The organism is Photorhabdus thracensis (assembly GCF_001010285.1).
Classification (GTDB): Bacteria; Pseudomonadota; Gammaproteobacteria; order Enterobacterales; family Enterobacteriaceae; genus Photorhabdus; species Photorhabdus temperata.
In genome coordinates, this window is sequence record NZ_CP011104.1 from 2,105,977 (window position 1) to 2,130,179 (window position 24,203).

Here is a 24,203-nt window from a genome sequence, read left to right on the forward strand (position 1 = left end):
TATGCTCTTAATTGATGTTGCGGTTAGATGAGGAGGAGATACGCATCTCATTTAAAATCACTTTTGCTACCTCGGCAACGTAGGGTTCTTCCATTATTTCCAGATGATCGCCAGGGATATCAATGACAGTTAACTTACCTGTAGTTTTATTACCCCAGCCATTTTTAGGATCACGATATTCACTGCGAACAGCGTCATGCATCGAACGTAATACGTTTGGTAAAGGCCGGGTTGCATGCAACAGTGTCATATCAACATCGGCAATATTTTGAGTTGAATAATCTGCTGCAGCCTGCCAGTTAGTCTTGTAGACTTCAAACAGTCGCTGCACCACAGCTCTTGAGCTCGCTTGTGGAATGGCTCCGGTCGCGATGGCGTGTTCGGTAATGTATTCAAAACGTTCCTGTAAGGTGGTGATGTATTCAGGAACAATTTGTTCAGGTAAATCCGCCCCTTGGTTAAGCCATAACAGTTCCCAGAAGAACCAATTCAACAAGGCATCATCATCTGTTTTCCAGCGTGATTGTGCATTCAGCGTCATCGTATCCAGTACAAATAGATTAGCTGTTTTTTCGCCTGACTCTTTCAGTTGCCGGGCCATTTCAAAAGCGACAAAGCCGCCGTATGACCAGCCGCCGAGTGAATAGGGTCCTTGTGGCTGTACCTGGCGGATAGCTTGAATATAATTAGCTGCCTGCTGTTGTACCGTGGCGAGAGGTGTTGATCCCGCGTCAACACCATGAGCCTGCAATGCATAAAATGGCTGGTCAGCTGGAAAGTGCTTCACTAAACGCAGGTAAGACAGAATGTTACCGCCCATGGGATGGACAAAGAATAGCGGGCGGTGTTTACCGGTGGTACGCATCGGCACCAGTGGGCTAAAGTGCGCTTGTGCATCACTGTGGCGAACCCGCAGCGCCAACTGAGCAATTGTTGGATCACTGATAAATACCGATAGCGGGATATTGACGCCAAAATGTTTCTCAACCAGTACCACCAAACGCATGGCTGTCAGAGAGGTTCCTCCCATATCGAACAGATTCTGATGTACAGAAATTGATGAGATCTTTAATAAATCGGCGGTCAGTTCGCATAATATACGCTCATAGCTATCGTCAGGTTTCCCATTATGACTGTCGATATGTTGCCGGGTGATAGCGGTTTGGCTTAATTTACGGTCATCCCTTTTGCCACTCGGTGTTTTAGGCAGGGAATCCAACCATTCGATATGGCTGGGGATCATATATTGCGGCAGAGTGGCAAGCAGATGCTCAGATACCTTATCAACTATACTGTCACTCTTTTCTCCCACCAGAAATGCTACTAGGAAACGGTCATTGGTGTTACGTTGCTGAACAACAACGGCGACGTCTTTGATGAATTTATCTGCACCTGGTGTACTGGCAATAGCGAGTTCCACTTCGGCCGGCTCGACCCGGTAACCACGAACCTTAACTTGGGAGTCTTTACGTCCTAGGCACAATATCACGCCATTATTCAATTTGATGCCCAGATCGCCGGTACGATACCATTTCGCCGGGGGGTTTGTGAGTGTGATAAAACGTTCAGCACTCAGTTCCGGTTGATTGTAATATCCCAGGGCTAATAAGGGGCCACTGACATAAATCTCGCCGCGTACTCCAGGTAAAACTTCCTGTAATTTGTCATCCAGGATCAATACGTTAGCATTGTCAATTGAGGTTCCGATAGGTGGCAATGCCGGGAAAGTTTCAGTATTGCCGTTCATGGTAAATGAGGTAATAACGTGTGTTTCCGTTGGTCCGTACTGGTTTTCAAGGAGCCCATCTTCGAGTTTGCCAATGAACTTCCTGATTTCATCCGTAACCCGTAACTGCTCTCCTGATGAAATCACCACTTTTAGCTTTTCAGGGTAAATATTCAATGTATCCGCTGTTTCTGCCAATTGTTGCAGGGCAACATAAGGCAGATAAATGCGCTCGATTTGGTGCTGATGAAGCAATCGGAGCAGGTTAGTCGGATCTTTGCGCTGCTCATCGCTGACAAGATGTAATGTTCCGCCCGAGGCTAATGTGGAGAAAATTTCCTGGAACGAAACATCAAAACTCAGTGGCGCATATTGCAATGTCGATGATGCCCGGATTCCACTGGCTGTTGCGTTTTGCCATTTTACTAAATTAGCCAGACTTCGATGCGGCATGGCAACGCCTTTTGGTGTACCGGTAGAGCCGGAAGTGAAGAGTAAATAGGCTATCTGTTCAGGAGCAATAGTAACGGCAGTAGGTTGTATTAATGAGTCTGGCCCTTGAAGCAGCTTATTCACATCAATTAATGGAGTAGAGGAAAGTAGAGGGCTTGCTGGCTGCTGTTCTGTATTGGTGATAATGATCAATGGTTTTACCTGCCCAATCATTGCTTCAATACGTTGGGCTGGATAACTTAAATCCAGCGGTAAACAGATCCCTCCTGCACGTAATACACCGATCAATGTTGCAATCAATTCCGGCGAACGTTTCAGCGCAATTCCTATTGGTGTTTCTGCGCGAACGCCTTGTTTTACTAAAGCATCAGCGATAAGTGCTGATTTATGCCAAAGTTCATCAAATCGCCATTTTTCATCACCATATTTCAGCGCGATTGCCGACTTATGCTGGCTGACAGCCCAACTGATCGCATCAATAACCGATGTGAAAGTTGAAGAAGGAGTAATAGCATGAGTGGGTACTTTGGGTATTGTGCTAAGTGAGGCTTTTTCGTCACTCCGGCTGACAATATTTCTGAGAATGGTTAAGTAGGCATCAATAAACATATCAGCCTGAACGGATGAGAACACCGTACCATCAAAGTCACAGCGTAATACGTTACGGCTGGTAGCAAAATCCGTCATAACGTTGACCAGGATTTCAAAGTTGGTTTCTTCCCAGGGCGTGAATGAAATCAAACGCAAATCGGGAGAATTAAAGACTTCTGCTAACGCATGGAAATAGACATAGTTAAAAGCGGTGCTGATTTTTGCTCCATCACCCGCAGCTTGCTGGATAGCATTCAGAGGGTATTTTCTATGTGGTGAATGGCGTTGCTCTGTGATAAAGACGTCATTGACACATTCTATCCAGGTTTTACCTGTTGCTGAAAAACGAACCGGTAATGTATTAAGGAATAATCCCAATAAATATTCTGAGTTCTGTACCTCAGGCCGGCTATGAGTAATCAAGCCTGTTGCAATTTCATCCTGTTCAGCAAATAAGGCAATTGTGGCACAGTGCGCGGCGAAAAATACGGATTTAGTTGATACACGTTTTTGTTGTACCCAGTTTTTTAGCCGTTCTTCTATATCATCAGGTATTGATACTGATTTCGATATCAAAACTTCATCAGATGGAACATCATAGAGTCTATAGCCTGTGACCTGTGTTCGGGATAATCCGGAAAGTTCATTCTGCCAATAGATTTTGTCCTCTATGGATGTCAACGATAGTCGCTCATTCCGCACAGATAATGCGGGTGACGGCAGACGGATATCAGTAATACCATTTCCATCACTATCAATATAGTGATGCAGTAATTCGCGTATCAGATTAGCCACACTGCTGCCATCCAGGATTGCATGGTGAAAACTCAGAATGAGTTCAAGCGCTTCTGCTGTTTTAAATAATCTGATGTTAAATAGTGGGGTACGATCGAAGAGATAATGATGGCGTGTCTGCTGATGTATATATTGGATAATTTGATATTCAGCGCAGACAATATCAATTTCACTGAGATCAGTAATTGCAACGACTGAGTCAATATCAATAGATTCACTCACAATTTGCAGAGGTTCTTTAAAATCAGCCAGATTAAAATGTGAACGCAGGGCTGGGTGTCTTTGAATCAATATTGCCGCACTTTTCCTGAAGTGATTGGGTTCCCACTTAGCTTGAAGGGTATAGCGGAAAACATCTTTGTATTTTGCTGAATCATTGGCCTGCTGGCTATGATAGATCAAACCCAGTTGTAGTTGTGTCGCCGGATAAGCATCTGCAAAACCAGATAATCTGGCCTTTTCAGCTTCATCAATCAGGGCAAATGGCAACAGATCCGACGTGTCTGCGATAGGTTGTGAGAGTTCAACCTGATGGCTCAACTCAGAAATGGTCAGGTATTGCGTTAACTGCGACAGAGTGACTTTGATACCTGCTTTTTCAGCTTCGGAACGGATTTTCAGCATCAGGATTGAATCACCACCGATAGCGTAGAAACTATCCTTGATACCAACATTGCTGATATTCAGAACGCTTTGCCATATTTTAACCAGGATTTTTTCAAGTTCGGTCGAGGGCATATGTGCCGCCTCAAGAACTTTATCCTGCGTTAGCTGACTCAGCGCATTGCGATCCGCCTTACCATTCGGCGTCAGCGGAATAAAGGGTACAGCAATAAATTTTGCGGGTACCATAAATTCAGGTAAGGAGTCTAACAGGCGGTCACGCAGCGTATCAGCGGTGTAATTTTTACTGGCGACATAATAGGCGCAAAGATAGGTGCCACGTTGTTCATCATGCTCAGGCAGGACTTCTGCACTGGTAATGCCTGGCATTCTCTCCAGCGTGTTCTGGATTTCGCCCAGTTCGATCCTGTTTCCGCGGATCTTCACCTGATTATCAATACGTCCAAGATATTCGATGCTGCCATCAGGCAACCATCTGGCCAGGTCCCCGGTGCGGTACCAACGCACTGTTGTTGCTAAACCGGATATATCACGGGTAAACTTCTCATCAGTTAATTCAGGCTTGTTAAGATATCCACGAGCCAGGCCCACGCCACCAATTTGCAGTTCCCCTGCTACACCAATCGGCTGCCGGGTGTTGTGAAGTGACATAATACGCAGTGCGGTATTATTGATAGGATAACCAATTGGCACTCGGGTAATGTCTTCTGTTGAATTAGGAAAGATCTCATAATAGGAAACATCGACTGTTGCTTCGGTTGGCCCGTACAGATTAACTAATAACGGCATGTTTTTGCCAAACTGCGTAAATATCCTCCTGAATTGATTTACCCGGGCGGGGGATAATGCTTCGCCACTGGTGAAAATTCTGCGCAAACTGCCGATCTGAGTAATCAACTCCGGTTGCATTTCCAGTGCATTAAGGAAAGGAAACAGCATCGAAGGAACAAAATGAACTGTCGTTACATCATGTTCTTTAATCGCTTTAATGATCTCTAAAGGATCTTTTTGTGCTCCGGGCGGCAGCAAAGCGACAGAAGCGCCAGTCATTGACCACCAGAAGAGTTCCCATATGGAAACGTCAAATGAGATGGGTGTTTTTTGTAAAATAACATCGGTTTCATTTAACGGATATTTTTCCTGCATCCATTCCAGCCGGTTAACAACTGATCTGTGTTCAATCATCACTCCTTTCGGCCACCCGGTGGAACCTGAGGTATAAATGATATAAGCCAATGAATTGGGGTCAGAACGGTTAAGTAACGGTAATGTTACGGTATCAGATGAATACCGGCTGTTTAGCACTCGATAGTGTTTAGCAAGTGTTTCATTGATTGGGTGTTCTGTCAGAATAACGGAAACGCCGCTGTCTTGCAGAATATACTCTATTCTTTCAGCAGGATAAGAAATATCAATGGGCAGGTAAGTTGCTCCCACTTTCAGAGTAGCAAAAATGGAAGCCAGCATTTCCTCGCTACGTTCCATTATAACGGCAACAACATCTCCGGATTGCACACCATGCCCGACCAACATGGATGCGATACGATCGGTATGCGCTTGTAATTGTTGATAGCTCCAGGATTGTGGCGCATGTTTTGCCGACTTAATGGCAATTGCCCCAGGATGTAAAGCAGTCTGTTTTTCAAATAAGGTAGAAATGGTTTCTCTGTCAGAGAAAGAGATGTTTGGCCCCTGTTCAAAGGTTTGCAGTTGTTGTTGCTCCTCTGTCGGAGAGATATCAATATGTGAAACCCAACTGTCGGGTGCTGTGATGATTTGTAAAATTATTTGTGAGAGTGATGCGGTAAATTGTTCAAATGAATAGTCAGTATTGAAAACATCAGCGGCACCCCAGAAATTGATAGCGACATCATTGTTATCACCATTGGTAATCATATAAATGTCTAAAACATCTGTTTCATGACCATTGGCACAAGCATTTGAATAGTATTCAATTTTTTCGAACGCAGGAATTTTCTGTAACTGAAGATAGGAAACTGTGACATCAAATAGCTGGCGGGAAATATTGCTGGCCTTATTACGTGTTTTTAGCAGTTGGCTCAGAGGAACATGTTCATATCGTTTCAGAAATTTAATTTTTTCCTTAATTTGCTGTGCTAATTCCCGCAAGCTCATCTCGGAGTCAACTGTTACGGAAATTGGCAGCGTATTGGCCCATTCACCAGTGATATTGATATTACTTTGCTGACGGTTAAATAGTGGGATGCCGATAGTGATATGAGAATTGTTGTGTATCCGTGATAATAAAATAGCAAGTGCCGTGGTCATAACAACAAGAGGGGATATTCCAGTTGATAATGCACTTTCAACCTGAGAACAGGTTAATGTCATCTGTTGTTTTATAAATTGGGTATTTTTGGCTGACTTCTTACGGGTAAATAAAATGGGTTCAATTCCCTCGATAGTTTTCGCCAGCGCAGAGACATCATTCACTATGGAATGGTGTTTTAGATGTTCTAGCGACCGGGTAATAGCTGCCAGATACTCTTTTTGCGTGTTAACATATTCAGGGAAGGGTTCTGGACTTTGATATTGCTGGAGAATTTTTGTGCTGATTAAATTCATTCCCCAGCCATCGCAAACAATATGATGGGTACGTAACAAAAGGGCAACATAATTAGCCTGGTTCGGGGTAACAATGGCGACTTCTAACAGAGGAACATCGGTTAAACTGAAAACTTTAGCCGGCCATGCCAAAATAAAGTCTTCACCAGTTTGAGATTGTGATTGTAAATATTCGCTGTTGATTATCTCGACTTTAACCTCAGCCATACAATGATTGATACGCTGGGTTAATAACTCATTTTCTTCTAAAATTTGTATTTTGCCGATGATTTCCTGATTAAGAACATTATTTGCCGCCATAACGAGCTTATCAAGATTAATATCCCCGGAAAGGTACCGTATCTGTGCCAAAGTGTATTGAGCGCTTTGTGGGTTGCGCTGATTTTCAAAAAAGATATCTTGTTGATATGGAGTAAGAGATATTACTTTTTGTAATTGTTTCATATCGTAACCCTTGAAGACGAAAAAGAACACTCTATGTCATTGCGATGATGTCGACTTTTCATTGTCAAGCAAAAAATGACATAACAAATTGATTTATAATGAAAATAATCATGTTTTTGATTCTAATTGTGTGATCCATTTATTATTTTTCATATTTATTGATAATAGACATAATTTATCATCTGCGACATAAAATATAAATTATATTTAAGTTTTTAACCACTAAAGAGTAAAGTTTTCGCTGCGAAAATTGTGAATTAATAAATTCTTCCCATTTTGCAAGGTTAGCGCATGAGCTACATTTAGGGAGCAAGATCATCGTCGTTCCTTTAGCCATTGCCAGCGAAAAAGTGAGTAGCTATTCAGTTGCCTGGGTAAATTTATTTGTATCAGCGTTGAAGAATTGTATTGGTTGCATGACAGAAAATGTGACGTACTTCCTACTTTACTGATAATGAAAAACAGGCCAGAGGGTTCAATTGGAGAAAAAGCGAACTAAATTGTTTATTATAGTAAGAAAAGATTAAGAAAAACCTATCCGGGTAGTTTCTTGTCCAAATATTGGGATGTATTGAAAATGGTTGGTCCAGATCCTCGTCAGGAAGGAAAAGTTTACGCTGGTGCGTGGATCAGATGGGAAGATGATATGAAACGGAAAGCATTATTCGTTTAGCCTGCCTGATGAATTTGATTCAGGTAGCTGGTGGATTTCGGTTAATTCTCCGGTAGCCAGAATACTGATGAGTAAACCAACAGGTGACGAAATTATCGTAAAAATCAATATATAACAGTCAGTTACAGGATTTTGGCAGTCAGTGGTTTACCACTGAATTAATCATTCAGATTAATAACGTACGAAAATAAGTCCTATAGAAATTATCTTAAAATATATATATCTGGCTTCTATCTTTGGTTTAATCTTCTTCATAATGATAAATTTAGCAAAGCATGTAGTATTTATTTGGAGTTCAATAATGCAAGAAGGTAACAAAATCCTTGTGGTGGATGATGACATGCGCTTACGAACGTTATTAGAGCGTTATCTGACAGAACAAGGTTTTCAGGTACGTAGTGCTGCTAATGCGGAGCAGATGGACCGCTTATTGACACGGGAATCTGTTAGCTTAATTGTATTGGATCTAATGTTACCTGGGGAAGATGGGCTTTCTGTTTGCCAAAGACTGAGAAAACAAAATAATCCGGTGCCGATTATTATGGTGACGGCAAGAGGGGAAGAAGTAGACCGTATTGTCGGGTTGGAGATCGGCGCTGATGATTATATTCCTAAGCCATTTAATCCTCGTGAGTTATTGGCGCGTATCCGGGCGGTATTACGTCGTCAGGCGAATAAGTTACTGGGCATACCCGCTGAGGATGATGCAATTATTAATTTTGGTAAGTTCAGTCTTAATCTAAGCACCCGGGAAATGTTTCAGGGAGATGAACATATGGTACTGACTAGTGGTGAGTTTGCCATATTGAAAGTACTGGTTTCTTATCCTGGTGTACCGCTGTCCCGTAATAAGCTGATGGGTTTAGCCCTCGGCCGGGAATACAGCACTATGAAGCGATCTATTGATGTTTTGGTTTCACGTCTGCGCCGTGTGATTGAAGAAGATCCTGCACACCCGCGCTATATCCAGACCATCTGGGGGCTGGGTTATGTCTTTGTGCCTGATGGAAGCCGTGTATGAAGCGATTGCGATTCTCCTCTCGCAGCACTTTTACCCGTACTTTATTCCTGGTCATGGCTATGCTGTTTATCAGTCTGGTAACCAGTTACCTGATCGTTGTGAATTTCGTTATCATGCCAAGCTTGCAGCAGTTCAATAAAGTGTTAGCGTATGAAATTCGTACTTTAATGGCTGAAAGATTGAATCTGGAGGACGGAATCTCACCGGTAGTACGCCAGGAGATTTATCAGGAGCTGGGTATTACGCTGTATTCTGAGTCTGATGCGGAGACACAAGGTTTACGCTGGGCCAAGCATTATGATTTCCTGAGTGAGAAGATGAGTCAATACCTTGATGGCAAAGCTGATCTGCGTCTGGAGATAAACAAAGAGAGCCCTATACTTTGGCTTAATTCTTATTTGGCTCCCGATATTTGGGTCAGGGTTCCTTTGACTGAGATCGAGCAAAATCAATTCTCACCCATTTTCCGTTATACATTGGCAATTTTATTACTGACGTTTGGTTGTATCTGGCTTTATATCCGTTTTCAGAACCGGCCTTTGCTGGAAATGGAGTATGCTGCCAGACAGACAGGTAAAGGTATTATGATGCCTACGGTACGGGAAGCGGGTTCGCCGGAAGTTCGCGCTTCTATTCGTGCATTTAACCAAATGTCCGCAGGAATAAAGTTATTGGAAAGTGACCGGACGATATTAATTGCCGGGGTAAGCCATGATTTGCGTACTCCACTGACACGTATCCGGTTGGCAACAGAAATGATGAGCAAGGAAGATGCTTATTTGTCTGAATCTATCAATAAAGATATTGAAGAATGTAATGCCATTATTGCGCAATTTATTGATTATCTCCGTACCGGGCAGGAAATGCCAATGGAATTCTGTGAACTTAATTCTATTCTCAAAGAGGTTATTTCCGCGGAGAATGGCTATGAGCAGGATATTGAAAATAATCTGTCTCTTCCCCCAATAACCGTTAACGCGAATCCGATTTCTATTAAACGGGCATTGGCTAATATGCTGGTTAATGCCAATCGTTATGGTAATGGTTGGATTAGAGTCAGTAGTGGTCAGACTCATGAATTTGCCTGGTTTCAGGTGGAGGATGATGGAGCAGGAATTAAACAGGAAGATTTGCCGCGGTTATTTCAGCCATTTGTTCGGGGTGAAAGAGCTCGCAGCAACAGTGGAACAGGGTTAGGTCTGGCTATTGTTCAGCGGATTATTGATGCTCATGACGGGAAAATTGAAATTGGTACCAGCCCCAGAGGAGGATTATCTATCCGTGCCTGTATTCCTGTTGTGGAAGATAATTTTTGATGGCCTGAGAGGATAATCTCCGGCTTTAATTTCATGGCCTGTGGAGATGACAGTTTTATGTCAGCGTCAAACTGAGTTTGCATTGCGCTGTCATAAAAATGTCATAATTAAGACATTTTGCTGTAACTAAACTGACCTATTTTCCCTTCTGCACCTTGTTTAATCTGACGAACACATTTCTTTGTTGATTCTCAATGTCCCATTAGGAGGGATTATGAAACTGATGCGTATCACTGTAACCGGCATAATGGCAGCGACGTTTTCTTTGATAACCTTGCCGGTATTCGCTGCTTCCAGCTTGACGGGGGCAGGTGCGACATTTCCCGCTCCGGTGTATGCCAAGTGGGCAGATTCTTATCAAAAAGAGACAGGTAATAAAGTCAATTATCAAGGCATCGGTTCATCTGGTGGCGTAAAGCAAATTCTGGCAAATACCGTTGATTTCGGTGCTTCCGATGCGCCTTTATCCGATGAAAAATTAGCGGCTGATGGTTTGTTTCAATTCCCGACGGTCATCGGCGGGGTCGTACTGGCGGTTAATATCCCTGGTATTAAATCCGGTGAATTAACACTGGATGGTAAAACGTTGGGTGATATTTATTTAGGTAAAGTGAAAAAGTGGAATGATCCTGCGATTACTAAATTGAATCCGGGGATGAAACTGCCGGAGCAGGATATTGCGGTGGTACGTCGTGCGGATGGCTCCGGCACCTCTTTTGTGTTTACCAGTTATCTCTCTAAAGTGAATAGCGAGTGGAAAGAAAAAGTCGGTGCAGGTTCCACGGTAAGCTGGCCTGTTGGTTTAGGTGGTAAAGGCAATGATGGCATTGCTGCATTCGTTCAGCGCCTGACGGGTTCCATTGGTTATGTTGAATATGCCTACGCTAAACAGAATCATTTGGCTTATACCAAACTGGTCTCTGCTGATGGCAATGTTGTCAGCCCGACAGAAGAGAGTTTCAGCGCCGCAGCGAAGAAAGCAGCATGGCACAAAACGTTTGCTCAGGATTTGACACACCAGCAAGGTGAAAACGCGTGGCCGATTACTTCCACTACATTTATTCTGGTTCACAAACAGCAAAAAGACGCCGCCAAGGGGGCAGAAATACTGAAATTCTTTGACTGGGCTTACGAGAAAGGCAGTAAACAAGCGAATGATCTGGATTATGCAACCCTGCCAAAAGAAGTGGTTGAGCAAGTTCGTGCGGCTTGGAAAACCCATGTGAAGGATAGCAGCGGTAAAATTCTGTATTAAATCGTGTTGATGGCAACGGTTTGAAGTATCGATTAAGTTTGTAGTTTTGATTTCTCCCCCGTTAAAGGGGGAGTTAACCCAGATGAGAATAAGCTCTATGGCCGAACAGAAAACGGCAATAAAAGCACCCAGTAAAAACGGCGATATTATTTTCAGCGCACTAGTTCGGCTAGCTGCGCTGATGACTTTGTTTTTGCTGGGAGGCATCATTATCTCGTTGATTATTGCCTCCTGGCCTAGTATCCAGCAGTTCGGCATCTCTTTCCTCTGGCATAAAGAGTGGGATGCCCCGGCAGAACAATTTGGTGCATTGGTGCCTATTTACGGTACGTTGGTCACTTCGTTGATTGCTTTGATCATTGCGGTGCCTGTCAGTTTCGGGATTGCATTGTTCCTGACGGAACTGGCGCCTAATTGGCTGAAACGCCCGCTTGGTGTAGCAGTTGAGTTGCTGGCTGCAATTCCCAGTATTGTCTATGGCATGTGGGGGTTGTTTGTGTTTGCGCCGCTGTTTGCCACCTATTTTCAGCAGCCAGTCGGCAATGTCCTTTCCGGTATGCCAATTGTGGGTGAACTGTTCTCCGGTCCTGCCTTTGGTATCGGCATTTTGGCGGCAGGCGTCATTCTCGCTATCATGATTATCCCTTATATTGCCTCGGTTATGCGTGATGTGTTCGAACAAACGCCGGTCATGATGAAAGAATCCGCTTATGGTATTGGCTGTACTACCTGGGAAGTTATCTGGCACATTGTGTTGCCTTACACCCGCAATGGCGTAATTGGTGGTGTCATGCTGGGCCTTGGCCGTGCGCTGGGGGAGACAATGGCAGTGACTTTTATCATCGGTAATACTTACCAGCTCGACAGTTTCTCACTGTTTATGCCGGGCAACAGTATTACTTCTGCGCTGGCGAACGAATTTGCTGAAGCTGAATCTGGCTTATATACCTCAGCATTGATGGAACTTGGTCTGGTTCTGTTTGTGATCACCTTTATTGTGCTGGCGTTGTCAAAATTAATGATCATGCGTCTGGCGAAGAATGAGGGGCGTTGATATGGCAACAATGGATGGACAAAAGCCTGTTGATGAAAATGCACGCAGTCGTAAGCAGGCATGGCGCCGTCAGAAAAACTGGCTCGCTCTGCTGTTATCAATGGCAACCATGTTGTTTGGTTTGTTCTGGCTGGTGTGGATTCTGTTCTCCACAGTCACCAAGGGCCTTGATGGTATGTCGCTGGCGTTGTTCACGGAAATGACACCGCCACCGAATACCGAAGGTGGTGGCCTGGCAAATGCCATTGTTGGTAGTGGCTTGTTGATTTTATGGGCGACGATTATCGGTACTCCATTGGGGATCATGGCGGGTATCTATTTGGCCGAGTATGGCCGCCGTTCATGGTTGGCAGAGGTGATCCGTTTTATCAACGATATCTTGCTGTCAGCGCCTTCTATTGTCGTCGGCTTGTTTGTTTACACTGTCGTTGTAACGAAAATGCAGCACTTTTCCGGTTGGGCTGGTGTGATTGCCTTAGCGTTGTTGCAAGTGCCGATTGTCATCAGAACCACTGAAAACATGTTGAAACTGGTTCCTGATAGCTTACGTGAAGCCGCCTATGCCTTGGGAACGCCTAAATGGAAGATGATTTCGGCCATCACGCTGAAAGCCTCGGTATCCGGCATTATCACCGGTGTGTTGCTGGCAATTGCCCGAATTGCTGGGGAAACAGCGCCGTTGCTGTTCACCTCTCTTTCAAATCAGTTCTGGAGTACTGATTTGAGCCAGCCAATTGCCAACTTGCCGGTCACTATTTTTAAATTTGCGATGAGTCCATTTTCCGAATGGCAACAACTGGCGTGGGCAGGCGTATTATTGATAACCCTGTGTGTATTGCTGATTAACATTGTAGCGCGTGTGCTGTTTGCCAAGAAAAAGCACTGACTGATATTTTCAACAGAGAGAAGTAAATGAACATGGCTAATGATATCGCTGGCAGTAAAATTCAGGTACGTGATCTGAACTTTTATTACGGCAAATTTCACGCGCTGAAAAACATTACGTTGAATATTGCAAAGAATAAAGTAACGGCTTTTATCGGTCCGTCTGGCTGCGGTAAATCTACGTTGCTACGGACTTTCAATAAAATGTATGAATTGTATGGAGAGCAGCGGGTAGAGGGAGAAATTTTGCTGGATGGCAATAATATCCTGACGGATAAACAGGATGTGGCGTTGCTGCGTGCCAAAGTGGGAATGGTATTCCAGAAGCCGACCCCATTCCCGATGTCTATTTATGACAATATCGCTTTTGGTGTCCGTCTGTTTGAGAAACTCTCAAGAGCAGAAATGGATGAACGTATTCAGTGGGCTTTGACCAAAGCCGCATTGTGGAATGAAACCAGGGATAAATTGCATCAAAGCGGATACAGTCTGTCTGGTGGTCAGCAGCAGCGTTTATGTATTGCCCGCGGCATTGCGATCCGTCCGGACGTTCTATTATTGGATGAGCCTTGCTCCGCACTTGACCCAATTTCTACCGGTCGTATTGAGGAGCTGATCAGCGAATTGAAGTCTGAATATACCGTGGTAATTGTGACTCACAATATGCAGCAGGCCGCGCGTTGTTCAGATCATACCGCGTTCATGTACCTTGGTGAATTGATTGAATTTAGTGATACAGACACATTGTTTACCACACCAAAGATGAAACAAACTGAAGACTATATTACCGGTCGTTATGGTTGATTACGGGGCGTAACATGGACAATCTGAATCTCAATAAACATATCTCAGGTCAGTTTAATGCTGAACTGGAGCATATCCGTACTGAACTGATGGTGATGGGCGGGCTGGTGGAGGAACAACTCTCCAAAGCGATTACCTCAATGCATAATCAGGATGCGGAACTGGCGCGTGAAGTGATTGAGGACGATCATAAAGTCAATATGATGGAAGTTGCTATTGATGAAGCATGTGTTCGTATCATTGCCAAGCGCCAGCCGACGGCCAGTGATCTGCGGCTGATTATGTCAATCTCGAAAACCATTGCTGAACTGGAAAGAATCGGAGATGTGGCAAAGAAAATTTGCCAGACGGCACTTGAGAAATTTTCACATCAGCATCAGTCACTGTTGGTGAGTTTGGAATCGCTTGGCTGCCATACCATCCAGATGCTGCATGATGTTTTAGATGCTTTTGCCCGCATGGATCTGGAAGAGGCTATTCGTATCTATCACGAAGATAAAAAGGTGGATAAAGAGTATGAAGGCATTGTCCGCCAACTGATGACTTATATGATGGAAGATCCCAGAACCATTCCAAGTGTGCTGACAGCTCTGCTTTGTGCGCGTTCTATTGAACGGATTGGCGACCGTTGCCAGAACATCTGTGAATTTATTTTCTACTTTGTCAAAGGACAAGATTTCCGACATGTCGGTGGTGATGAATTGGAAAGGTTGCTGACTAAAGATAACAAGTAACTCGCTGACAATGCTGGCATTTTTTGTCGGCATTGTTTTGCCTTATAATTCTTAATAGTTATAAATATAGTTTTTTATATTATTTCCTGCACTATAGTGAAATTGATAGCTTGTGGTGATTAATAAACATTTAATTACCGTCAGGAGTTTTCAATGAAATCCCGCGTTCTTGTCACGGCGTTGCTGGCTGGGTTAGCACTGGTTACTGGTGTTGCGAAGGCCGATAAACTGGATGATATTAAAAAAGCCGGCACAGTGCGGATCGCTGTTTTTGACAGTAATCCCCCGTTTGGTTTTATTGACCCGCAAACCAAAAAACTGGTGGGTTATGATGTGGATATCGCAAACGCGATTGCAAATGACCTTGGTGTTAAACTGGAACTGCGTCCGACTAACCCGGCAAACCGTTTACCTCTGTTGGCATCAAAGAAAATTGATCTGATTGCCGCCAACTTTACGGTAACGAATGAGCGTGCTAAACAAGTCGATTTTTCAATCCCTTATTTTGCCACTGGGCAAAAATTTATTGCCCGTAAAGGCGTTCTGAAATCTCCGGATGACATTAAAAACTTACGTATCGGTGCTGATAAGGGAACAGTACAGGAAATCACTCTGCGTGAGCATTATCCGACAGCAAAAGTCATCTCTTATGACGATACGCCTCTGGCATTTGCTGCGTTGCGTAACGGCAATGTACAAGCAATCACTCAGGATGACGCTAAATTGGTCGGCCTGCTGGCTAACGTACCGGCAGCACAAAAAGCGGAGTTTGAGATCTCTCCTTTCAGCATCACCCGTGAATATCAGGCTGTGGCTGCGGCAAAAGGGGAAGAGCGCTTGGTTGACGCGGTAAACCAAACACTGCTGAAGCTGGAAAAAGAGGGTGAAGCAGAGAAAATTTATAACCGTTGGTTTGGCCCGGAGACCAAATCGTCTCAGCCGCGAGGTGACTTTAAGTTTGCGCCTTTGGAGCAGCAAGCTAAGTCCTGATGAGTTACAAACCTTGGTAATCAGCCCCGCGCCTTGTGTTGCGGGGTTTTATCATTGGTAATGTTTGGTAATCGTAAGATATGTTTGAGTTATTTGTTACAGAACACGTGCTTGCTCCCCAATATCTGGCGTGGCTTTGGCAGGGCTTCCTTATTACGCTGTGGATATCCGCTTGTACCGTTGTGGCTTCCACATTGCTGGGCTTTGTTCTGGCTGCTGCCCGTGACAGCCAACTAAAAATTCTCCGTTGGCTGGTAACGGCTTACACCACCCTGTTTCGTAATACGCCTCTGCTGGTGCAACTGTTTTTCTGGTACTTTGCATCAGGGCAAATATTGCCGCAAGAGGTGATGTTATGGCTGAATACACCTCATGAGATCAATCTGTTAGGCCTATCATTGGCATGGCCTTCATTTGAATTTCTGGCTGGATTTATCGGTTTGACCCTCTATTCAGCCCCATTTGTTGCGGAAGAATTACGGGCAGGTATTCAGGGCGTAGGGCGTGGGCAGAAATATGCGGCTCATGCATTGGGGCTGACCGGCTGGCAGGCAATGCGTTATGTCGTACTGCCGCAGGCGTTGAAGATAGCAATGCCGCCATTACTGGGACAGTACATGAATATTGTGAAAAACTCGTCGCTGACCATGGCGATTGGTGTGGCTGAACTGTCATATGCTTCGCGTCAGGTGGAGACTGAAACACTGAGAACATTTGAAGCATTCGGTGTTGCGACGGTGTTGTATATTGCCACGATTGCGGTCATGGAAGGTTGGGGACAATGGCGTCAACAACAAGCTATAGCAAGAGGACATTAAAATGGATTTTTCAGTCATTGTAGAAAACTGGCGCTACCTACTGTTAGGAACCTTCCCTGATGGCCCCCTTGAAGGCGCGGCGTTGACATTGGTTATTAGCCTGATGGCTGGTGCGATTTCTATTGTATTGGGTACAGTTGCAGGTGTTGCTTTGGCAATGCTGAAAGGTTTCTGGGTTAACCTGTTAGCCGCAGTATTGGGCTTTTTCCGTGCAATTCCTGTCATTATGCTGATTTTCTGGACTTACTTTCTGCTGCCTGTGATGCTTGGCATGGAAATTCCTGAAATCACTACAGTGGTTTGTGCTCTGGCGTTGATCACCTCTGCTTATTTGGCTCATGGGGTGAAAGCGGGAATTATTGCGATTGGTGCGGGTCAGTGGCAGGCTGGGTTATCATTAGGTTTCAACCGTTGGCAGGTGCTTTGGTACATTGTTTTGCCACAGGCATTACGCATGATGGTGCCTTCCTTTATTAATCAGTGGATCGCTCTGATAAAAGACACTTCTCTGGCCTATATTGTTGGTGTGGCTGAACTTTCATTCCTGGCAACTCAGGTGAATAACCGCAGTATGGTTTATCCGACAGAAGTCTTTTTATTTGTCGCGTTGATTTATTTTGTGATGTGCCTGACGCTGGAATTGACAGCAAACTATATTGTTCGCCGTTTTTCTCTGCAACGCAGGAAAGTGTCTATTTTCCGTTTTTGGCGGAAGGAGAAATTAATTTTGGCTCCTCAGTGTTAATTCTTTCTTTATTTACGGCATAATCTCCTTATTTTAATTATAGGGGGATTTTTAATGTTAGTTTATTTTTTCTGATTTTATATTATGGAAATATATTTTCACCTTGAAATAAATAAGATTTCATAATTGTGCTACACCCATTTTTTGTCTTCCTGGCTTTTGCTGTGATGAAAACGATGCCAAAAAGGCATCAACATAATTCAGTAACTGCCACATAAATTGACAACAATGATTTCGCGTTATTGTCTCATGGAGCGATTGCCATAACCGTTCTATTTTATTTAGCCACGGTGAATAGACCGGTAAAAACAACAGGGTAAATTTTGGATGTCGTGCCAGCCAGTCCTTTACCTTCTGACTTTTATGAATACAGTAGTTATCTAAGATTAATGTGAGGGTTTCCGCATGGGGATATTGATGATTCAGTTCATCTAACATTTTGATAAATAAATCAGAATTCTTTTTTATTCCTTTAACATAGATGATTTGCTCTGTTTGGGCATTAAGGCAGCCCGCAAGGTAATGTTTTTCGTTTTTTCCCGGGGTGATAACCCGTTTTTGTTGTCCTTTGAAGCACCAGTCCGCGCCGATTTTCGGGTTTAAATCAATATCCACCTCATCTTCATAAAAAACGGGATGTTTTTCTGAAATGTTCGCTTTGGCTTCCGCGATCTTTGCCATTTTCTCATCGTATTCGGGATCAGGTTGTTTCACTGTGGGTGCCGCTCTACGCCAGACAATCCCCACCTGAGCAAAGTAACGATAAAGGACATTTTGCGTCAGAGAGAGGTTGAGTAATTCATTGAGGGTATGAGTCATGAGTTCAAGGCTCCAGCGAGAGCGGAGATAGCCTAACTTTTGGGGGGATTGCTGTAATAAGAAAAGTAAGAGGTTATAGAGTGGGGAGAGATCCCAGACAACAGGTCGGCCAACGGGTAAACTTTCGAGTCCTTCCAGCCCATATAATGTAAACCACTGAACCCAACGATTGACGGAAGAGCGTGCGGCATGAAGGGTCTTGGCGACATAAGTCACTGTCAATCCTTCATTGAGCATCAATAACGCCGTTAATCGACGGGAATAGTTCTTATCACGGGTTTTATGGATAAGTTTTCTCATTTTCTGGCATTCATCTTGAGGTATAGGTGCTATGATAGGCATCACTCAGTCCGTGTTGGGGTTTGGGATTTTTCGCAATTGATCAGATCGCAAAAATCGGACTGAGTTCCCTCCAAGTGATCTATTATTTTGAAAAGTTATTTATAAATAAGTGGTTATATGAAAATAATAAAAAGTCGTTGGAATAATAGGATAAACAATCCTTTTAGATAATATGGCAGTGGTTAACTTATAAAATATTATAATAAATTCGGTATTTTATTATTGCTTGTTAGATTTACACCTTCTGGATTTACAGAAGCATTCGATATTTTAGTCGATTATTATTGATCATGATTAAAAACCTGTTTTAGGATTGTTTTTTATATTTCCTTAATAATCATAGTATTGTATAACTGATTGATTATTGGCGTACGGTCGCGATAAAAAAGAATGTCATGTTAAAACATGGGGTTTGTCAACAGTCTGAAAGCCCGCGAAGCGCTGAGGGATCCCCAGAAAATAGACAGGCATAGCGTTGTGTGATCTACTGATTGTTCCACCAAGTCAATAAGGTCACTGCTATGCCTGTACGTGAAGTATGTCATAACTTCTTTAAAGATGCTTTATCACCATTTCATAAATATCGTCAGAATGCATTAATCGATGCCACTATCGCTTTGATTAATGGTGCTTCTCTTACGTTAACCAGCATTGGGCGCTTTTTACCAGGAAACGCTCACGTCAAACATAAAATTAAACGTATTGACCGGCTACTCGGTAATGAAGCTCTTCATAGGGATCTTCCTGATATCTTTCGTAATATTATTGCTATGCTGACTGAGTCACTCTCATTGTGTGTCATTGCTGTTGATTGGAGTGGATATCCCTCACAAGAACATCATGTACTCCGTGCGAGTTTAATTTGTGATGGACGCTCAATTCCTTTGTTAAGTCAAATAGTTCCCTCATGTAAGACTTGAAAAATATGGTGAGCTTTGGTTTAAACGGCAAGCTTTAAAAGCAACTACAACCCCACAGTTTTTGGGGTTTGGTACATTATCAAAAGCAGAATATGCACGTTGCGATGGTTATTTTTATCTTCATAAAAGACCGAATAAAGGTAGAAAATTCAAAAAATCACGATATCGAATGGTGCGAAAATCTCAGGTCAAAGATGGGCGTTCGGCAGCAATGGAGCCTTGGCTTATTTTTACTAGTATGGATGATTTTAAACCTCGTCAGGTTATGAAAATTTACAGCCGAAGAATGCAAATAGAGCAAAATTTTAGGGATGAAAAGAGTGAACGTTTTGGATTGGGTCTTAGAGCAAGTTATAGCCACGGGGCTGGTCGTTTATCAGTATTGAGTCTGCTTGCTACACTGAGTTCGGTTGTACTTTGGCTGATTGGTTTTTATGCCGAAAATAAAGGAATACATCTTAATTATCAGGCAAATAGAATTAAATCAAGAAGAGTTATCTCTCATCTGACATTAGCAGAGAATGTCTTACGCCATTCCCCGCTAATATTATTTGAAATCGTACTTAATAAAACACTCAAATACCTCGCCAGAATCTACCAAAATATGGTTTTGATTTATTAGCGCTGATTTCTGGGGATCCCTCAGCGCGAAGCGGGCTTTTTACTTAGACGTGCTGTGTGCTGTTCTGGCGTAAACAGCCGCGTTAAACGGGATAACAGTAGGTCTAGCCTGATTGTTTGTGCTGAAAATGGTGTTTGTTGATGCACACTAAAGGCGTATGAAGTGTTGAAAGCCTGTTAAATCAGGCTTTCAAATTTCAGAGAAAACTACTGATATTTTTCCGGTGACACAAAACCTACGCAGATTGGTATTGGTTTCGTTTCAGGTTCAGGCTGGAAAAGAAACTCCTCAGTGCTGTTTATTTTCAGTTTGGGCCAGTCTTGTAAAATGCTGTGAAAATCTTCCTGTTCACAGGTTTTACCCTTTCCTCCGATCAAAATAGCGCCGTCACGTACAATATCGCTTGCTTTAACATGGCGGTTATAGACATTTGGCGCTTGCCCTTCCAACGTCCAGGGTTGGATCGTATCTGGTTGACTTGGTGCGTAGAAAGTTAGCCACTGATGTAAGTATTCGCCCCCGACATAATGCAATGGTGTTGAATAGAGCTGATGCCAGCGTTGATCCAATTGCCAGGAAAAATCTTTGATACCTTCAAATTCATGGCCGGCGCCACGGACATTAGCGGCCATAACAAAAACATATCCCATCAAAACCAATACTGCGGTGACTGCCAGTCCGCGTAGGGTACTGAGTAATGATTTTTGTGGAAAACGGGTGATAGAACCGACTAACAGCGCTGATGAAACAGACATAAAGGGCTGCAACCATTCAGTCATTCTTCCGCCCTCATTGAATGAGAACCAGCAATAGATAATCAGTAATGGCAACAGAATAACCATGTTTGCCAGTCGGACCGCTTGCTCTTTTGGCCAGCCAATACGGCCTCCAAGAGTGTAGATAATGATGCCAACAATAATCAGTGGATAAAACACGGATAATAACGATCTGGTCGTATGCAGATTAAAACCGCGATCAATCTGTGAATCTACCCATTTGAAAGCAGCAAAATCATTGTTCCACAGCCACCAAACGTTAGGCAGTACCAGCATAAACCAGATAGCCAGGGCGATATAGAGAGCTGGTTGGCGGTAACACTGACGAACTCTGGGTACAAACAATGTCAGTAGAAAAACCGAACCAACCAGTGCCAGGGAAGAGTATTTCCCCATCGTCGCCAACCCGGAACTGAGTGCAAATGCTATCCACCAGCGTGGATTGTCATATACCGCTCGTAGGAAGAACAGCATAGTCCACGGCCATAGCATAATCAGTAGATAATTATCGTTGTAAGGAATAATATCAAAGTTGATAATACCGGACAGGTTCAATGTCAGCATGGCAAGCCATGCCAGCTCTTTTTTCCCTGTCAGCCGGAACGCCAGATGCCATACACCCAGCATGCCAATAGCGATGGCGATAAAGTGTATGAGGTACCAGTAAAGACTTAATGAAATACCGCTTATATGGATAGCCGGCAGCATCATTGCGCCCACCAGCCACGGATTTTTAGGTGAGCCCCATTCTCCATTTTTACCCCAGTTCAATGCTTCGACGGCATCATAGGGGACAGTTGGATCAAATGAATAACCCACTATAATCCATAACAAAGCATAACTAATTACCCATAAATAGACGGGCTTGTAGGAAGAAGTATCAGAAAAAAGCATATCAATTCATCATTTATTGAAAGCCAAGATTAATAGAATATTCGCTGATGGTTAAACCAATCATGAATAATAAAGGACTTTAGCTAGATTTTTAAGAGAAAGAATTGTTTGTGGCGCTTTTCTATACGTGTGGTTTCTGCTAGATTCCGCCGCAGCAATACCCTGATAAACCAAACTGAGTAACGGGCTATGAACCAGTTAAAGAAAAAAGTACCGGCGAAAGCATCTGCTGGTAAACAGAAAAGAAAGAGCCGCGAAGAATTGAATGCGGAAGGGCGTGAGCGTAAGCGCCAGAAAAAGCACAGTGGTAATCCGGCAGGTAGCCGTCATAAGGAGCAAAGCAGCGACAAACATCAAGCAGGCAGGAAGCCGCGTAATCCACGTCTTGGCAGTAAAGAGCCCGTTCCACTGATTGTCGGAGAGAAACCGATGAAACCCGTAGTGGTCAAAGCTAAAGCTGAGACAAAACCACGTCTGTCACCGCAGGAAGAGCTGGCAATGCTGGAAAACGATGATCGTTTGGATGCATTGTTGGAGCGTCTGGAAAATGGCGAAAAACTGTCTGAAGAAGATAATGTTTATGTTGACGCCACACTGGATCGCATTGATGCCCTGATGGAAGAGTTGGGGATTGAGCTAGGTGAGGAAGAAGGCAAAGAAGAGAAGCCAGATGACATTATGCAACTGCTGAAAGGCAATTAATTTAATCCTCCATGGTTAAAGGCGGATTAACCCTGATAACCACACTGTTAGTATGTTATCTGTTGTGGTTATTGGGTAAACTATGGCGATTGTCGTGGCGTAAAACCCGGCTGCGCAGAGTCACCACCGCGCAACACATCAAACATCTGCAAGCATTGCGCTTTGGTAGACAGAAACATCGGAAGGAATAAGCATGTCTGAGCAAGCCATAGTTTGGGATCTGCCTTTGATCCAGAAATACAATTACTCCGGCCCCCGTTATACTTCATACCCTACGGCGCTGGAATTCAATCAACAGTATGATAACTCAGCATTTATGCAGGCGGCTGCCTGTTACCCTGAACGACCGCTTTCCCTCTACGTCCATATCCCGTTTTGCCATAAGCTCTGTTATTTCTGTGGTTGCAACAAACAGGTGACTCGCCAGAAGCATAAAGCAGATGAATATCTGCAACTGCTTGAATGTGAAATCTGTGAGCGTTCGAAACTGTTTTCTGGCCGTAACGTTAGCCAGATGCATTGGGGTGGTGGTACGCCAACCTATCTTGATAAAAACCAAATCAGTAAATTGATGGGAATGTTGCGTCACCATTTTAATTTTTTGCCGGATGCTGAAATTTCTATTGAAATCGATCCGCGTGAAATTGAACTGGATGTGATTAATCACCTGCGCAGTGAAGGTTTTAACCGTCTGAGCATGGGAGTGCAGGATTTTAATAAAGAAGTACAACGTCTGGTTAATCGAGAACAGGATGAAGATTTTATCTTTTCTTTGGTAGCACGTGCCCGTGAAACCGGTTTCAATTCCACCAGTATTGACCTGATTTATGGCTTGCCGAAACAGACACCTGAAAGTTTTGCTTTCACTTTGAAACGAGTATTAGCGTTATCACCGGACAGAATGAGTGTTTTCAATTATGCTCATTTACCGAATCTGTTTGCCGCCCAACGTAAAATCAAAGAGCATGATTTACCAAGCGCTGAACAAAAGTTAGATATTTTGCAGGAAACCATCGCAACACTGACGGGAAATGGTTACCAGTTTATTGGCATGGACCATTTTGCGCGCCCGGATGATGAATTGGCGGTAGCTCAGAGGGAAGGGAGGTTGCACCGCAATTTTCAGGGTTATACCACTCAGGAAGCGTGTGACCTGCTGGGAATGGGCGTTTCTGCTATTAGTATGTTGGGCGATAGCTATTCTCAGAACCAGAAAGAGTTAAAAACCTACTATGCGCAGGTTAAAAAACAGGGGTATGCCCTGTGGCGTGGTTTAACCCTGTCTCAGGATGATTGTATCCGTCGTGATGTGATTAAAGCGCTTATCTGTAATTTCCGGCTAAATTTTGCTGATATTGAGCAACAATATAATCTGAGGTTTACCAAGTACTTCGCAGAAGATTTGCAATTATTGGCACCATTGGTTGAAGATGGACTAGTGGAAATGGATAAAAAACAGATCCGAGTGACACCACGGGGCCGGTTGCTTATCCGTAACATCTGTATGTGCTTTGATATTTACCTGCGTCAGCAGGTCCGCCAGCGACAATTTTCGAGAGTGATTTGATTATTCAACTAATATAGGGCTGAGTGATTGTCCTTGCCCTTATATCT

The 24,203-nt window shown here is 43.6% G+C and carries 17 protein-coding genes and 1 pseudogene; 15 read left to right on the forward strand and 3 right to left on the reverse strand.

The genetic code is table 11. From position 1 onward, the window contains the following. Positions 1-7 precede the first annotated feature (7 nt). Positions 8-7,219: a non-ribosomal peptide synthetase gene (locus VY86_RS08980; RefSeq protein ID WP_046974714.1), complete on the reverse strand. Its 7,212-nt coding sequence runs from the start codon at positions 7,217-7,219 to the stop codon at positions 8-10. A 707-nt stretch (positions 7,220-7,926) separates the two neighbouring features. On the opposite strand from VY86_RS08980, the gene VY86_RS26475 reads away from it, so the two are divergent. The 11 genes from VY86_RS26475 to VY86_RS09035 all read left to right on the forward strand — a co-directional run bounded on the left by VY86_RS26475 (position 7,927) and on the right by VY86_RS09035 (position 17,514). After that, positions 7,927-8,007: a hypothetical protein gene (locus VY86_RS26475; protein ID WP_420800625.1), complete on the forward strand. Its 81-nt coding sequence runs from the start codon at positions 7,927-7,929 to the stop codon at positions 8,005-8,007. A 186-nt stretch (positions 8,008-8,193) separates the two neighbouring features. Further along, the gene (gene ompR, locus VY86_RS08990) at positions 8,194-8,913 is read left to right on the forward strand and encodes an osmolarity response regulator transcription factor OmpR (protein ID WP_021323367.1); all 720 of its coding nucleotides are present in this window, start codon (positions 8,194-8,196) and stop codon (positions 8,911-8,913) included. Further along, a complete protein-coding gene (gene envZ / locus VY86_RS08995; protein ID WP_046974715.1) occupies positions 8,910-10,229 on the forward strand; it encodes a two-component system sensor histidine kinase EnvZ in 1,320 nt (439 codons plus the stop codon). Before ompR ends, envZ begins: the two co-directional genes overlap by 4 nt. Before the next feature lie 214 nt (positions 10,230-10,443). After that, complete coding sequence (gene pstS, locus VY86_RS09000) at positions 10,444-11,484, forward strand: phosphate ABC transporter substrate-binding protein PstS (protein WP_046974716.1); 1,041 nt, start codon at positions 10,444-10,446, stop codon at positions 11,482-11,484. Between the two features lie 97 nt (positions 11,485-11,581). Then, positions 11,582-12,538, forward strand: coding sequence for a phosphate ABC transporter permease PstC (pstC, locus tag VY86_RS09005; protein ID WP_046974717.1), 957 nt, complete (start codon positions 11,582-11,584; stop codon positions 12,536-12,538). 1 nt (position 12,539) lies between these two features. Next, on the forward strand, positions 12,540-13,424 hold the full coding sequence (gene pstA, locus VY86_RS09010) for a phosphate ABC transporter permease PstA (RefSeq protein ID WP_046974718.1): 885 nt from the start codon (positions 12,540-12,542) through the stop codon (positions 13,422-13,424). 32 nt (positions 13,425-13,456) lie between these two features. After that, positions 13,457-14,227, forward strand: coding sequence for a phosphate ABC transporter ATP-binding protein PstB (pstB, locus tag VY86_RS09015; RefSeq protein ID WP_387695969.1), 771 nt, complete (start codon positions 13,457-13,459; stop codon positions 14,225-14,227). Positions 14,228-14,241: 14 nt separating this feature from the next. After that, positions 14,242-14,961, forward strand: coding sequence for a phosphate signaling complex protein PhoU (gene phoU / locus VY86_RS09020; RefSeq protein ID WP_046974720.1), 720 nt, complete (start codon positions 14,242-14,244; stop codon positions 14,959-14,961). A gap of 153 nt (positions 14,962-15,114) precedes the next feature. Next, positions 15,115-15,951 (forward strand): ABC transporter substrate-binding protein, encoded by an 837-nt coding sequence (locus tag VY86_RS09025; RefSeq protein ID WP_046974721.1) that lies wholly within the window; start codon positions 15,115-15,117, stop codon positions 15,949-15,951. An 80-nt stretch (positions 15,952-16,031) separates the two neighbouring features. Beyond that, positions 16,032-16,769 carry an amino acid ABC transporter permease gene (locus tag VY86_RS09030; RefSeq protein ID WP_046974722.1) on the forward strand — a complete coding sequence of 246 codons (738 nt, stop codon included), beginning with the start codon at positions 16,032-16,034 and terminating at the stop codon, positions 16,767-16,769. Between the two features lies 1 nt (position 16,770). After that, on the forward strand, positions 16,771-17,514 hold the full coding sequence (locus VY86_RS09035) for an amino acid ABC transporter permease (RefSeq protein WP_046974723.1): 744 nt from the start codon (positions 16,771-16,773) through the stop codon (positions 17,512-17,514). 120 nt (positions 17,515-17,634) lie between these two features. On the opposite strand, the gene VY86_RS09040 is transcribed toward VY86_RS09035, so the two are convergent. Beyond that, positions 17,635-18,675: an IS630-like element ISPlu16 family transposase gene (locus VY86_RS09040; protein ID WP_046974724.1), complete on the reverse strand. Its 1,041-nt coding sequence runs from the start codon at positions 18,673-18,675 to the stop codon at positions 17,635-17,637. Positions 18,676-19,196: 521 nt separating this feature from the next. On the opposite strand from VY86_RS09040, the pseudogene VY86_RS09045 reads away from it, so the two are divergent. Then, positions 19,197-20,217 (forward strand): annotated as a pseudogene (locus VY86_RS09045) (transposase). A 206-nt stretch (positions 20,218-20,423) separates the two neighbouring features. Here the strand turns inward: VY86_RS09045 and VY86_RS09050 are convergent. Then, positions 20,424-21,887, reverse strand: a complete 1,464-nt coding sequence (locus tag VY86_RS09050) for an ArnT family glycosyltransferase (RefSeq protein ID WP_046974725.1) — start codon at positions 21,885-21,887, stop codon at positions 20,424-20,426. A 189-nt stretch (positions 21,888-22,076) separates the two neighbouring features. Between VY86_RS09050 and yihI the strand changes: the two genes are divergently transcribed. Genes yihI through hemN form a run of 3 tightly spaced genes read left to right on the forward strand, consistent with a single transcriptional unit; the run spans position 22,077 to position 24,156 of the window. After that, positions 22,077-22,589 carry a Der GTPase-activating protein YihI gene (gene yihI / locus VY86_RS09055; RefSeq protein ID WP_046974726.1) on the forward strand — a complete coding sequence of 171 codons (513 nt, stop codon included), beginning with the start codon at positions 22,077-22,079 and terminating at the stop codon, positions 22,587-22,589. An 11-nt stretch (positions 22,590-22,600) separates the two neighbouring features. Beyond that, a complete protein-coding gene (locus VY86_RS09060) occupies positions 22,601-22,780 on the forward strand; it encodes a hypothetical protein (RefSeq protein WP_046974727.1) in 180 nt (59 codons plus the stop codon). A 2-nt stretch (positions 22,781-22,782) separates the two neighbouring features. Continuing rightward, entirely contained in the window at positions 22,783-24,156 is a 1,374-nt protein-coding gene (hemN, locus tag VY86_RS09065; RefSeq protein WP_046974728.1) for an oxygen-independent coproporphyrinogen III oxidase, read from the forward strand. The last annotated feature ends 47 nt before the right edge of the window (positions 24,157-24,203 follow it).